This is a genomic window from Stenotrophomonas sp. AG209, assembly GCF_003550055.1.
In the GTDB taxonomy this organism is placed as follows: domain Bacteria; phylum Pseudomonadota; class Gammaproteobacteria; order Xanthomonadales; family Xanthomonadaceae; genus Stenotrophomonas.
The window spans coordinates 911,127-924,391 of record NZ_QXDB01000001.1; the positions used below are offsets into that span (position 1 = coordinate 911,127).

General features: G+C 65.6%; 7 protein-coding genes. 4 read left to right on the forward strand and 3 right to left on the reverse strand.

The window, feature by feature from the left end; translation table 11 throughout:
• Nucleotides 1-19: 19 nt before the first annotated feature.
• Entirely contained in the window at nucleotides 20-4,996 is a 4,977-nt protein-coding gene (locus tag DFO63_RS04270) for an NAD-glutamate dehydrogenase domain-containing protein (protein ID WP_119006499.1), read from the reverse strand.
• A 250-nt stretch (nucleotides 4,997-5,246) separates the two neighbouring features.
• Between DFO63_RS04270 and DFO63_RS04275 the strand changes: the two genes are divergently transcribed.
• The 3 genes from DFO63_RS04275 to DFO63_RS04285 are packed head-to-tail and all read left to right on the forward strand — an operon-like array spanning nucleotide 5,247 to nucleotide 10,360.
• On the forward strand, nucleotides 5,247-5,903 hold the full coding sequence (locus tag DFO63_RS04275) for a TetR/AcrR family transcriptional regulator (RefSeq protein ID WP_014037749.1): 657 nt from the start codon (nucleotides 5,247-5,249) through the stop codon (nucleotides 5,901-5,903).
• A complete protein-coding gene (locus tag DFO63_RS04280; RefSeq protein ID WP_014037750.1) occupies nucleotides 5,903-7,171 on the forward strand; it encodes an efflux RND transporter periplasmic adaptor subunit in 1,269 nt (422 codons plus the stop codon). Before DFO63_RS04275 ends, DFO63_RS04280 begins: the two co-directional genes overlap by 1 nt.
• Before the next feature lie 15 nt (nucleotides 7,172-7,186).
• A complete protein-coding gene (locus tag DFO63_RS04285; protein ID WP_049443195.1) occupies nucleotides 7,187-10,360 on the forward strand; it encodes a multidrug efflux RND transporter permease subunit in 3,174 nt (1,057 codons plus the stop codon).
• 142 nt (nucleotides 10,361-10,502) lie between these two features.
• Here the strand turns inward: DFO63_RS04285 and DFO63_RS04290 are convergent, their stop codons facing one another.
• Nucleotides 10,503-10,790, reverse strand: coding sequence for a hypothetical protein (locus DFO63_RS04290; RefSeq protein ID WP_119006983.1), 288 nt, complete (start codon nucleotides 10,788-10,790; stop codon nucleotides 10,503-10,505).
• Nucleotides 10,791-11,041: 251 nt separating this feature from the next.
• Between DFO63_RS04290 and DFO63_RS04295 the strand changes: the two genes are divergently transcribed.
• The gene (locus DFO63_RS04295; RefSeq protein ID WP_119006500.1) at nucleotides 11,042-11,953 is read left to right on the forward strand and encodes a hypothetical protein; all 912 of its coding nucleotides are present in this window, start codon (nucleotides 11,042-11,044) and stop codon (nucleotides 11,951-11,953) included.
• 76 nt (nucleotides 11,954-12,029) lie between these two features.
• Here the strand turns inward: DFO63_RS04295 and DFO63_RS04300 are convergent, their stop codons facing one another.
• Nucleotides 12,030-13,178: an acyl-CoA dehydrogenase family protein gene (locus DFO63_RS04300; protein ID WP_014037754.1), complete on the reverse strand. Its 1,149-nt coding sequence runs from the start codon at nucleotides 13,176-13,178 to the stop codon at nucleotides 12,030-12,032.
• Nucleotides 13,179-13,265 lie beyond the last annotated feature (87 nt).

Consider the following 13,265-nt stretch of genomic DNA (forward strand, 5'->3'; position numbering starts at 1 on the left):
TGGCCTGGCACTACTTCACTTACGCACCATGTGCGGCCAGCTGGCCCAGGCGCTGGACCGCGACCGAGACGGTCGGGTAGTCCAGGGTCTTCTGCTCGGCCAGTTCGGCCAGCATCGCCAGGGTGAAGCGCAGGCTGTTGTCGTCGCGGCCCATCCAGGCCGCCACCTTCGCCTCAGCACTGCTGCCCTTGGTGCCCAGCACCTGGCCCGCCAGGTTGCGGTGGTTGGCCGCCAGTTCGTCACGCAGCACGCCACGTGCCACGGCATGCCAACGGCCGTTGACCTCCAGCGCATCGACCTGCTCGAACAGCCACGGCAGCTGCAGGGCATCGCCCAGGCGGAAGTGGACCTTGGACACGTCCACCGGCTTCAGCTTGCGGGTACGGGCCAGTTCGATGATGTCGAACGCCGGCTCCAGGAAGTGCAGTTCGGCCAGCTGCTGCGCCAGCGCGGACGGCAGGCCCTTCTCCTTCCATTCAGCCACCAGGGCTTCATAGGTCGGACGCTGCGAATCCGGCAGCACACCCGAGGCAACGCGGATGTCGTTGAACGGACCCTGGTAGCGGTTGACCGCTTCGGTGATGCCCGGCATCGCGCCCGGGCGCGACAGCAGCCAGCGCACGAACGAGCGCTGCAGCTTCCAGATCACTTCCAGTGCGTCGATCTGCACCGACTCCGGCACCTTGCCGTCGAGGGCATCGATCTGTGCCCACAGCGCGCGTGCATCCAGCGTTTCACGGCTGATGGTGTAGGCCTTGGCGACCTCGGCGATGGAACGGCCGGTGTCTTCCTGCATGCGCATCAGGAAGGTGGCGCCCATGCGGTTGATGGTCTGGTTGGTCACGGCCGTGGCGATGATTTCGCGCTTCAGGCGGTGACGCTCCATCGCGTCGGCGTACTTCTTCTGCAGCGGGGTCGGGAAGTAGCGCTGCAGTTCCTTGGACAGGTAAGGATCTTCCGGGATGTCCGAATCCAGCAGCTGGGCGAACGCCACCAGCTTGGAGTAGGACAGCAGCACCGACAGTTCCGGACGGGTCAGGCCCTGGCCGCGTGCCTTGCGCTGCGACAGTTCGGCATCGGACGGCAGGAACTCGATCTGGCGATCAAGCAGGCCCTGCTGTTCCAGGGTACGGATGAAGTGCTGCTTGGAACCCAGGCGCTTGACCGCCATCCGCTCCATCAGGCTCAGCGCCTGGTTCTGGCGGTAGTTGTCGTTGAGCACCAGCTCGGCGACTTCATCGGTCATCGAAGCCAGCAGCTTGTTGCGCTGCTCGACGGTCAGCTTCTTGGCCCGCACCACATCGTTGAGCAGGATCTTGATATTGACTTCATGGTCGGAGGTGTCGACACCAGCCGAGTTGTCGATGAAGTCGGTGTTGAGCAGCACGCCGGCCTGCGCGGCTTCGATGCGGCCCAGCTGGGTCATGCCCAGGTTGCCACCCTCGCCCACCACCTTGCAGCGCAGCTCGCCACCGTTCACGCGCAGCGCGTTGTTGGCACGGTCGCCGACATCGCTGTGCTGCTCGCTGGCGGCCTTGACGTAGGTACCGATGCCGCCGTTCCACAGCAGGTCGACCGGCGCCTTCAGGATCGCGCTCATCAGGTCGTTCGGCGACAGCGCCTTGACGTTCTCGTCCAGGCCCAACGCTTCACGCACCTGCGGGGTGATCTCGATCGACTTCAGGGTACGCGGGTACACGCCGCCGCCCTTGCTGATCAGCTTGGCATCGTAGTCCGCCCAGCTCGAACGCGGCACGGTGAACAGGCGCTCACGTTCAACGAACGTGGTGGCCGCATCCGGGTTCGGGTCCAGGAAGATGTGGCGGTGATCGAACGCAGCGACCAGGCGGATGTGGCGCGACAGCAGCATGCCGTTGCCGAACACGTCGCCGGACATGTCGCCGACGCCGACCGCAGTGAAGTCCTGGCTCTGGCTGTCACGGCCCAGCGCACGGAAGTGGCGCTTGACCGACTCCCACGCACCGCGTGCGGTGATGCCCATGCCCTTGTGGTCGTAACCGACCGAACCACCGGAGGCGAACGCATCGCCCATCCAGAAGCCGTGCGCGATGGCCAGGCCGTTGGCGATGTCGGAGAAGGTCGCGGTGCCCTTGTCGGCGGCCACCACCAGGTACGGATCGTCCATGTCGTGGCGCACGACATCCACCGGCGGCACGATCTTGTTGTTGACGATGTTGTCGGTGATGTCCAGCAGGCCCTGGATGAACAGCTTGTAGCAGGCCACGCCGTTGGCGAAGATCGCATCACGGTCGCCGTTCACCGGCGGGGTCTTGGCGAAGAAGCCGCCCTTCGCGCCGACCGGCACGATGACGGTGTTCTTGACCATCTGTGCCTTGACCAGGCCCAGCACTTCGGTACGGAAGTCTTCACGACGGTCCGACCAGCGCAGGCCGCCACGGGCGACCGCGCCGAAGCGCAGGTGGGTGCCTTCCACGCGCGGGCCGTAGACGAAGATTTCGCGGTACGGGCGCGGCTTCGGCAGGTCCGGCACCAGCGCCGAATCGAACTTGAAGCTGATGACGTGGCCGTGCTGGCCGTTGGCATCGGTCTGGTAGTAGCTGGTGCGCAGGGTCGCGTCGATCACGCCCATGAACGAGCGCAGGATGCGGTCCTCGTCCAGGCTCGACACGCGGTCCATCAGCTTCAGCAGCGCATCGCGCGCGGCCTGCATCTGCGCGTCGCGGTCACCCTTGCGGGCGTCGACCACGGTCTTGAGCACCTTCAGGGTGGCGTCGTCGCCAGCAGCCAGCACGTCGAAGTGGGCCTTCAGCTGGGCCTGGCCAGCCGCGATGTCGTCCTTGCCTTCGTGGCCGGTGGCCGGATCGAAGCGGGCTTCGAACAGCTCGACCAGCAGGCGGGCCAGCAGCGGGTAGCGCGCGAAGGTGCCCTCCACGTAAGCCTGCGAGAACGGCACGCCGGTCTGCAGCAGGTACTTGCAGTAGCCACGCAGCATGGCGACCTGGCGCCAGTGCAGGCCCGCAGCCAGCACCAGGCGGTTGAAGCCGTCGTTCTCGGCATCGCCGTGCCAGACGCGGGCGAAGGTCTCACCGAAGGCTTCATCGACGCTGGCGGCATCGATCGCGCCGGCAGTCGACTCGACCTCGAAGTCCTGCACGTACACCGGGGCGTTGTCGACCGACAGGCGGTATGGACGCTCGGCGATCACGCGCAGGCCCATGTTTTCCATCATCGGCAGCGCGTCCGACAGCGGAATGTCGTCCAGCTGGCGATACAGCTTCAGGCGCAGGCCATCGCCGCTTTCGCGCGGCACGGCCTGCAGGCTCAGGCGCAGGTCGTCCGGGCCGGTCAGGGCGTCGAGCTGGCTGACATCGTTGGCGGCAACCGCGGTGCTGTTGTCTTCGATGTAGCCGGCCGGCAGCGCCTTGCCGATGCGGGCGGCGATGCGCAGGCCTTCGGTCTCGCCGTGGCGGGTCACCAGCGCTTCACGCAGGTCGTCCTGCCAGTTGCGCAGTACCTGGGCCAGCTTCTGCTCCAGTTCGGCGGTATCGACGTCGAGCATTTCGCCCGGCTTCGGGCGCACGATCAGGTGCACCTGGGCCAGCGGCGATTCGCCCAGCACCACCGAGCTGTCGACGTACTCGCCGTGCAGCGCTTCCTTCAGCATCGCTTCGATGCGCAGGCGCACGTCGGTGTTGAAGCGCTCACGCGGCAGGTAGACCAGCGCGGAGATGAAACGGCTGTACTTGTCGCGGCGCAGGAACAGGCGGCTGCGCACGCGCTCCTGCAGGCCCAGCACGCCCATCGCGGTGCGGAACAGCTCGTCCTCGCTGGACTGGAACAGTTCTTCGCGCGGCAGGGTTTCCAGGATGTGGCGCAGGGCCTTGCCACTGTGGCTGGCCGGGGCCAGGCCCGACTGCTTCATCACGTGCTCGTGGCGCTGGCGCACCAGCGGGATTTCCCACGGGCGACGGTTGTAGGCGCTGGAAGTGAACAGGCCGAGGAAGCGCTGCTCGCCGATGATCTTGCCCTTGGCGTCGAATTCCAGCACGCCGATGTAATCCATGTAGCCGGCGCGGTGCACGCGCGAACGGGCATTGGTCTTGGTCAGGATCAGCGCGTCCTTCAGACCGGACGTGGTGTTCAGGCCCTGCGCGGCCAGCGTCTTGACCGGACGGGCGGCGGACTTGTCCTTGCCGCGCATCAGGCCCAGGCCGGTGTCGTTCAGCGGCGCCAGCACTTCTTCCTTGCCCTGCTTCTCGACGCGGTACTCGCGGTAGCCGAAGAAGGTGAAGTGGTTGTCGGCGGCCCAGCGCAGGAACTCCTGTGCTTCCTTGCGCGACGCGTCGTCGACCGGCAGCTGGCGGCTCCCCAGGTCGTCGGCCAGCGCCAGCGCCTTGTCCTTCATCGGCTGCCAGTCGCGCACGATCGCACGCACTTCGTCCAGCGCCTTGTTGATGGCCTGCTCGATGGCAGCCATGGCTTCGGCCGGCTGGCGGTCGATTTCCAGCAGCATCACCGACTCGGTGTCACCTTCGCCGACCTTGACCAGCTTGCCGGCCTTGTCGCGGGTGAAGCGCAGCACCGGGTGGCCCAGTACGTGGACGCCCACGCCCTGCTCGGCCAGCGACATGGTGACGGTATCGACCAGGAACGGCATGTCGTCGTTGACGATCTGCAGCACGGTGTGCGGCGATTCCCAACCGTTGGCCTTCGCGGTCGGATTGAACACGCGGACGTTGGCCTTGCCGGCCTTGCGGGTCCGGGCGAATTCCAGCGTCTCAGCCGCGAGCGCGGCCCACTCTTCAGCGCTGTGGTGCGGGAACTCGTCCGACTCCATGCGCTTGTAGAAGTCAGTGGCGAAGGCCACCGCTTCGGCCTGTGCGGCCGCGGGGTAACGCTTGCGCAATGCCGTGTACACCGGCTCCAGGGAGAAACCAGCGGTCACTGCGACCTCCGACTCTGCTGGTTTGGTCTTGTTTTTCACGGTCTTGGCTGCGGTTTTTTGCGGTTTCATGGCAGAGCGATGCGCTTGCTCAGTTGGGAAAATGAAATTGTAGCCCTACCGCACGAAAAGGCCTTGCTGCAGGACGGAATAACCAGATTCGGGTTTGCTGCGGTTTAGACGCCTATTCAGTTCGCTCCGGTATGGAGCTGGCGCCTGCTTCAGCACTGCCGACAGGATCGGCAAAGCGTGTTACCGGAAGACACACGCGGCGACGCCGATTCGATTCCACAATCCTGAACTGGACGGTATAGTCCACCGCGTGAACCCGGCCTACCTCCCCGTTGCCCTCGACGCGCGCGATGAGCGCGTGTTCGATGCCGTGCGCGAACTGCTGGCCCAGCAGGGCATGCAGATGAGCATGGACGCGGTGGCCCAGCATGCCGGCTGCTCCAAGCAGACCCTGTACTCGCGCTACGGCAGCAAGCAGGAACTGCTGCGCCGGGTGATGCAGCGCCACGTCGGCCACGCCACCGGGGCCATGCTGCGTGCACTCCGCGGTGACGACCTGCGTGCCAGCCTGCTCCAGTTCGCCACCGACTTCCTGGAGCATTTCAACCAACCGCACGTAGGACAGGCCTGCCGGCTGATTGCAGCCGAGGCGGCCCAGTTTCCCGAAGAGGCGCGTACGCTGTACCGGCATGGTGCCGGCGCGCTGACGCTTCATCTTGCTGAATGGATTGAAACCGTTTGCATGCAAGGCCAGCTCCGGCATGACGACCCGCACTTCATGGCCGAACTGCTGCTGAGCATGATCGCCGGTCAGGATTTCGACAAACAGCGCTTCCATACCCCCCATCGTGATGACGCGCTCCTGCGTCGGCGCTGGGCAGAGTTCTCCGTCGACAGCTTCCTGCGCGCGTTCGCGCCACAGCCGTCGCCGGCCCCGTCTACAAACCAACCCCGGAGTTCCTCCTGATGACCGCCCCACTCCGCACCCTTGCCTTGACGTGCGCCGTTGCTGTCGCTCTGGCTGCCTGCAAGAAGCCGGAACAGCAGATGCCCCCGCCGCCGGAGGTGGGCGTGATCGACGCCAAGCCGCAGACCCTGCCGCTGCAGCGCGAGCTGGTCGGCCGCCTGTCGCCGTTCCGCAGCGCCGACGTCCGCGCACGCGTGCCCGGCGTGCTGCTCAAGCGCGTCTACCAGGAAGGCTCGCAGGTCAAGCAGGGCCAGACCCTGTTCCTGATCGACCCGGCGCCGCTGCGTGCCTCGCTCAACGCCTCCGAGGCGCAGCTCGCCTCGGCCCGCGCGACCTACGCCAACGCCAAGGTCGCCGCCGACCGCGCACGTTCGCTGGCCCCGCAGCAGTTCGTCTCCAAGGCCGACCTGGACAATGCCGAATCGGCCGAGCGCACCGCGCTGGCCGCGGTCAAGCAGGCCGAAGCATCGGTGACCTCCTCGCGCATCAGCCTGGGCTACACCGAAGTGACCGCACCGATCAGCGGCGTGGCCAACAAGCAGCAGGTCACCGAGGGCGCGCTGGTTGGCCAGGGCGATGTGACCCTGCTCACTACCGTCGACCAGCTCGACCCGCTGTACGTCAACTTCTCGCTGAGCGTGGATGAGCTGACCCAGCTGCGTGCGCAGCAGGCCAAGGGCGCGCTGGCGCTGTCCGGTGACGGCAAGGCTACGGTCAACGTCAAGCTGGCCGACGGCAGCACCTATGGTGAGCCCGGCACCCTGGACTTCTCCTCGACCACGGTCGACCCGGCCACCGGTGCGGTGTCGCTGCGTGCGCTGCTGCCGAACCCGCAGCAGATCCTGCTGCCGGGTGCCTTCGTCAGCTTCCAGGCCAACCTGGGCGAGCGCAACAACGCCTACCTGGTGCCGCAGCAGGCCCTGCTGCGCGACACCACCGGCGGCTACGTGATGGTGGTCGGTGCCGATGGCAAGGTCGTGCGCAAGAACGTGAAGACCGATGGCGCGCAGAACGGCAACTGGCTGGTCAGCGACGGCCTGGCCGCCGGTGACAAGGTGATCGTGGCCGGCGTGCAGAAGGTCAAGGAAGGTGCACCGGCGGTGGCCAAGCCGTGGACCCCGGGGCAGGACGCCAACGGCAAGCCTGCCGCAGGCGGCGCCGCTCCGGCGGGCGCAGCACCGGCCGCAGGCAAGGCACCGGCCGACGCGGCCAAGCCCGAGCAGGCCGATGCGGCCAAGCCGGCCGCCACCGATTCGAACAAGCAGTAACGGGAACCTTCCGTCATGCCTAAATTTTTCATCGAGCATCCAGTCTTCGCCTGGGTGGTTGCGATCCTGATCTCGCTCAGCGGCGTGATCGCGATCCTCAACCTGGGCGTGGAGTCCTATCCCAACATCGCCCCGCCGCAGGTCACCGTCTCGGCGACCTACCCGGGCGCCAGCGCGGACACCACCGAGAAATCGGTCACCCAGGTGATCGAGCAGCAGCTGACCGGTATCGATCACCTGCTGTACTTCAGTTCCTCGTCGGCCTCCAACGGCCGTGCGCAGATCACCCTGACCTTCGAGACCGGTACCGATCCGGACATCGCCCAGGTGCAGGTGCAGAACAAGGTCTCGCTGGCCACGCCACGCCTGCCTTCGGAAGTGACCCAGCAGGGCGTGGTGGTGGCCAAGGCCAACGCCGGCTTCCTGATGGTGATCGCGCTGCAGTCCGATACGCCGGCCATCAACCGTGATGCCCTGAACGACATCGTCGGTTCGCGCGTGCTCGACCAGGTCTCGCGTATCCCCGGCGTCGGCAGCACCCAGCAGTTCGGTTCCGAGTACGCCATGAACATCTGGCTGAACCCGGAAAAGATGCAGGGCTACGGCCTGTCGGCCAGCCAGGTGCTGGCCGCGGTGCGTGCGCAGAACGTGCAGTTCGCTGCCGGTGCGCTGGGTTCGGATCCGTCGCCGGAAGGCCAGCACTTCACCGCCACGGTCTCGGCCGAAGGCCGCTTCAGCTCGCCGCAGGAGTTCGAGAACATCATCCTGCGCGCCAACGCTGACGGTTCGCGCGTGCTGCTGAAGGACATCGCCCGCGTTGCCTTCGGTGCCAACAACTACGGCTTCGACACCCAGTACAACGGCAAGCCGACCGGCGCCTTCGCCATCCAGCTGCTGCCGGGCGCCAACGCCCTGAACGTGGCCGATGCGGTGCGCGCCAAGATGGACGAGCTGCAGCCCAGCTTCCCGTCCGGCGTGACCTGGTTCTCGCCGTACGACAGCACCACCTTCGTCAAGATCTCTATCCAGGAAGTGGTCAAGACACTGTTTGAAGCAGTGTTCCTGGTGTTCCTGGTGATGCTGATCTTCCTGCAGAACTTCCGCGCGACGCTGATCCCGACCCTGGTCATCCCGGTGGCCCTGCTCGGCACCTTCCTGGGCATGTGGATGATCGGCTTCACGATCAACCAGCTGACCCTGTTCGCGATGGTGCTGGCGATCGGCATCGTGGTCGATGACGCGATCGTGGTGATCGAGAACGTCGAACGCATCATGACCGAGGAAGGCCTGGCGCCGAAGCCGGCCACGCAGAAGGCGATGACCCAGATCACCGGCGCGGTGGTGGCGATCACCGTCGTGCTGGCCGCGGTGTTCATCCCGTCCGCCCTGCAGGGTGGTGCCGCCGGTGAGATCTACAAGCAGTTCGCGCTGACCATCGCCATCTCGATGGCGTTCTCGGCGTTCCTGGCCCTGGGCTTCACCCCGGCGCTGTGCGCGACCTTCCTCAAGCCGACGCACAACGACAACCCGAACATCGTCTACCGCACCTTCAACAAGTACTACGACAAGATCAGCCACACCTATGTGGGCCACATCACCTCGGCGGTGCGCCATGCGCCGCGCTGGATGATCCTGTTCGTGGTGCTGACCGCGCTGTGCGGCTTCCTGTTCACCCGCATGCCGGGCAGCTTCCTGCCGGAAGAAGACCAGGGCTATGCGCTGGCGATCGTGCAGCTGCCGCCGGGCTCGACCAAGGGCCAGACCAACGAAGTGTTCGCGCAGATGCGTGGCATCCTGGAAAAGCAGGATGGCTATGAAGGCATGCTGCAGGTGGCCGGCTTCAGCTTCGTCGGTTCCGGCGAGAATGTGGGCATGGGCTTCATCCGCCTGAAACCGTGGGAGGAACGCAAGTTCACCGCGCCCGAGTTCATCCAGAACATGAACGGCGCGTTCTACGGCATCAAGGAAGCGCAGATCTTCGTGGTCAACCTGCCCACCGTGCAGGGCCTCGGCCAGTTCGGCGGCTTCGACATGTGGCTGCAGGACCGCAGTGGTGCCGGCTACGAACAGCTGACCCAGGCGCGCAACATCCTGCTGGGCAAGGCTGCGCAGAAGCCCGAAGCACTGGTCGGCGTGCGCCCGAACGGACTGGAAAACGCCCCGCAGCTGCAGCTGCACGTGGACCGCGTGCAGGCGCAGTCGATGGGCATGTCGGTGTCGGACGTGTACAGCACCATCCAGCTGATGCTGGCCCCGGTGTACGTCAACGACTTCTTCTACGAAGGCCGCATCAAGCGCGTGACCATGCAGGCCGATGGCCCGTATCGCACCGGCCAGGAATCGCTGAAGAGCTTCTACAGCCCGTCCAGCCTGACCACGAATGCCGACGGCACCAACGCGATGATCCCGCTCAACACGGTGGTCAAGTCCGAATGGGTGTCGGCACCGCCGTCGCTGAGCCGCTACAACGGCTACTCGGCGATCAACATCGTCGGCTCGCAGGCCCCGGGCACCAGCTCGGGTGAAGCAATGCAGACCATGGAGAGCATCGTCAACGACGACCTGCCGGCCGGCTTCGGCTACGACTGGTCGGGCATGTCCTACCAGGAAATCCTGGCCGGCAATGCCGCGACGCTGCTGCTGGTGCTGTCCATCGTGGTGGTGTTCCTGTGCCTTGCAGCCCTGTATGAAAGCTGGTCGATCCCGGTGGCGGTGCTGCTGGTCGTGCCGCTGGGCGTGCTGGGCGCACTGGGCCTGTCGATGCTGCGAGGCCTGCCCAACGATCTGTTCTTCAAGATCGGCCTGATCACCGTGATCGGCCTGGCGGCGAAGAACGCGATCCTGATCGTGGAGTTCGCGGTGGAGCAGCGCGCAGCCGGCAGGAACCTGCGCGATGCCACCATCGAAGCGGCCCGCCTGCGTTTCCGCCCGATCCTGATGACCTCGTTCGCGTTCATCATGGGCGTGATCCCGATGGCGATCTCCACCGGTGCCGGCGCCAACTCCCGCCACGCCATCGGTACCGGCGTGATCGGCGGCATGCTGTTCGCCACCCTGCTCGGCCTGCTGATGATCCCGGTGTTCTTCGTGGTCGTGCGCCGCATGCTGGGTGACAAGCTGGATGAACCGTCCAAGGAGTTCATGGAACGCCAGCGCGACGCGGATGCTGCACACCGCCCGGATCGTTGATCCGGTGGTGCGCTGAAACGAAAAGGCCCCGGAGTGATCCGGGGCCTTTTTCTTTCCTGTCTGGTAGATGCCAACCTTGGTTGGCGCTCTTCGATTCGTGCCAACCAAGGTTGGCACCTACCAGAGCTGTAGGCGCTACGCCTCAGCGCAGCAGTGCGACCACCACGCACACCGCCACCAGAACCAGCGCGGCCCACTGCATCGGTACGAAGAAGAAATGATGGCGCGCAGCCTCGCCCTTCTGCCGGGGCGCACGGTTGAGCCACAGGCCAAGCAGCACGTTCACGGTTGCGCCGATACCCGCCCCCAGCAGCACCTGCTGCAGCGGAATATTGCCCTTGGGGGCGTCATGCGGGAAGAAGTACGCCAGCAGCAGGATCGCTGCAATCGGCGTCACCAGCGTCATGATTCCCCAACCGCGGTAGATCATCTGCACGTTCTCCGTGAAAGCGGATGGCATTGTAGTGGGAAGGCCAACGCTGTCGTGATCATCCAGTGCCGGCCAGCCACTTCAACGCTGCCAGACAGCGGCTGTCGGCTCGTGCCGGCTCGTCCAGGTCATCTGCGGCGATCGTTGACGCCTGCCAACACAGCCGAAGAAGGTGTGAACTGCCTCGCAACGCTGCTCGCGTGGCGACGCTATCCATGTCGCTCCTTCAATGGACTGTACAAGGAGCTCCCATGCCCGGCTTTCCTCGCAGTCAGCGGCTCGCCGCCTGCCTCCTGCTTGCAGCTGCCATCACCTCACCATCGCCCGCCCGTGCGGGTGGCGTCGTGCCCTGCAGCCCCTGCGCCGACCCGCGCTCGGCCGCACTCCAGTCCGGAGTGGGCCTGACGGTCGTGGTCGACCCGGACCAGCGTCGGCTCAATGGCTACACCGTGGAATATGACCGCGAGCTGCGGCGCTATCGTGCCGTTCCCACAGCGGTCCCGGCGGAAGTGACCGCGACGTTCAAGCGGATCCTTGCACTGCCGCAGGGCCACATTGCATCCGGGACACAGTTCGTCCCGCAGGCCTTCGGCAGCGGCGCCGTCGTCCCCATCCATCCCGACGACCCACAGAGCGCGAACGGGATCACCTTCCCGCCAGCAATGAAAGACCTCAACGCCTATGACGTGGTCCATTCGGCAACCTACCGCAGCCAGCTGGAACTCGCCATTGGCCAGGCCTTCAGCGGCGCCAACAGCGAACACGCGGCGTGGAACTCGCTGGCCACCACCCTCTCTTCGATCGTCCTGAGCTGGATCAGCAAGCTGTTCGGGGTGCAGACGGTCACCTATGTCATCACCTGGCGCGATGGCTCCCGGACCAGGCTGGTGATCTCACCGGACTCCGTCGATAGAGCCCGATACGTTTCCGGCGAAAGCGTGGACGCCAGCGGCAACCGCATTCCCGATGGCGCGGCATCCAATGCCGAAACCGGCGAAGGCTACTCTGGCGCCTATCACTTCAATGACGAACAGAGCTACCAGAACTGGCTGGATTCAGCGCAGCTGTATGGCGTGCGGATCATCGTCAATCCGGGCGCAGCGCCGTCCGGCCCCATCTGCCGCTGGGATGGCAGGCAGCTCCAGTGCGATGTGCCGCGCTGACTCGCTGCCGGTGGGATGTCGTCATCCCTGCATGGCAGGGGGCCGCGCCGCCCTTGCAGCGGCGCGGCCATGCAACTCAGCGCAGCCCGGTCTCGTTGCGGGCGATCACCAGGCGCTGGATCTCCGAGGTGCCCTCGTAGATCTCGGTGATCTTGGCATCACGGAAGTAGCGCTCCAGGGGCATTTCCTTGGAATAGCCCATACCGCCGTGGATCTGCACGGCCTGGTGGGTGATCCACATCGCCGCTTCCGAAGCGGTCAGCTTGGCCACCGCTGCTTCGGTGCTGAAGCGCTTGCCCTGGCCCTTCACCCATGCCGCGCGCAGGGTCAGCAGCAGCGCTGCGTCCAGCTTGCACTTCATGTCGGCGATCTTGGCCTGGGTCATCTGGAAGGTACCGATGGCCGCGCCGAACGCCTTGCGCTCCTTCACGTACGCCAGGGTCGCTTCATAGGCAGCACGGGCGATGCCGATGGCCTGCGAGGCGATACCGATGCGGCCGGCATCGAGCACGCTCATCGCGATCTTGAAGCCCTCGCCTTCCTGGCCCAGCACGTCTTCGGCCTGTGCCACGTAATCGTTGAACTCGATCTCGCAGGTGGCCGAGGCACGGATGCCGAGCTTGGGCTCGGTCTTGCCACGACCGAAACCGGCCTTGTCAGTATCGATGATGAAGGCGGTGATGCCGCGCGCGCCCTTGTCCGGCTCGCTCATCGCGAACAGCACGATGTACTTGGCCACCGGGCCGGAGGTGATCCAGCTCTTCTTGCCATTGATGACGAAGGTGCCGTCGGCCTGCTTCACCGCGCGGCAGCGCATGGCGGTGGCATCGGAGCCGGACTGCGGCTCGGTCAGCGCAAACGCGCCGATGGCCGTGCCTTCGGCGATGGCACGCACGTAGGTCTGCTTCTGCTGCTCGGTACCATGGGTGAGGATGCCGTTGCAGAACAGCGAGTTGTTGACCGACATGATGGTCGAGTGGGCTGCGTCGGCGGCGGCGACCTCCACCATCGCCAGCACGTACGCAACCGGGTCCATGCCCGCACCGCCGTATTCGGTCGGCACTTCGATGCCCATCAGGCCGTTCTCGCCCAGCAGGCGGATGTTGTCCAGCGGGAACTCGCCGGTGCGGTCATGGTGCTCCGCGCTGGGGGCGATCTTTTCCTGCGCGATGCGCCGCGCCACGTCCTGCAGCATCAACTGCTCTTCGGTAAAGCTGAAATCCACAACACCCTCCCGGGTACATGAAGTTATGGGCCGCATACGGCGCGCCCAGGTGCCCCGATTGTACCGGGGCCCGGATGCTTCCGTACG

Coding starts and splice junctions, on each gene's coding strand:
- DFO63_RS04270 (WP_119006499.1), bottom strand. CDS start 4,996: ATGAAACCGCAAAAAACCGCAGCCAAGACCGTGAAAAACAAGACCAAA.
- DFO63_RS04280 (WP_014037750.1), top strand. CDS start 5,903: ATGACCGCCCCACTCCGCACCCTTGCCTTGACGTGCGCCGTTGCTGTC.
- DFO63_RS04295 (WP_119006500.1), top strand. CDS start 11,042: ATGCCCGGCTTTCCTCGCAGTCAGCGGCTCGCCGCCTGCCTCCTGCTT.
- DFO63_RS04290 (WP_119006983.1), bottom strand. CDS start 10,790: ATGATCTACCGCGGTTGGGGAATCATGACGCTGGTGACGCCGATTGCA.
- DFO63_RS04285 (WP_049443195.1), top strand. CDS start 7,187: ATGCCTAAATTTTTCATCGAGCATCCAGTCTTCGCCTGGGTGGTTGCG.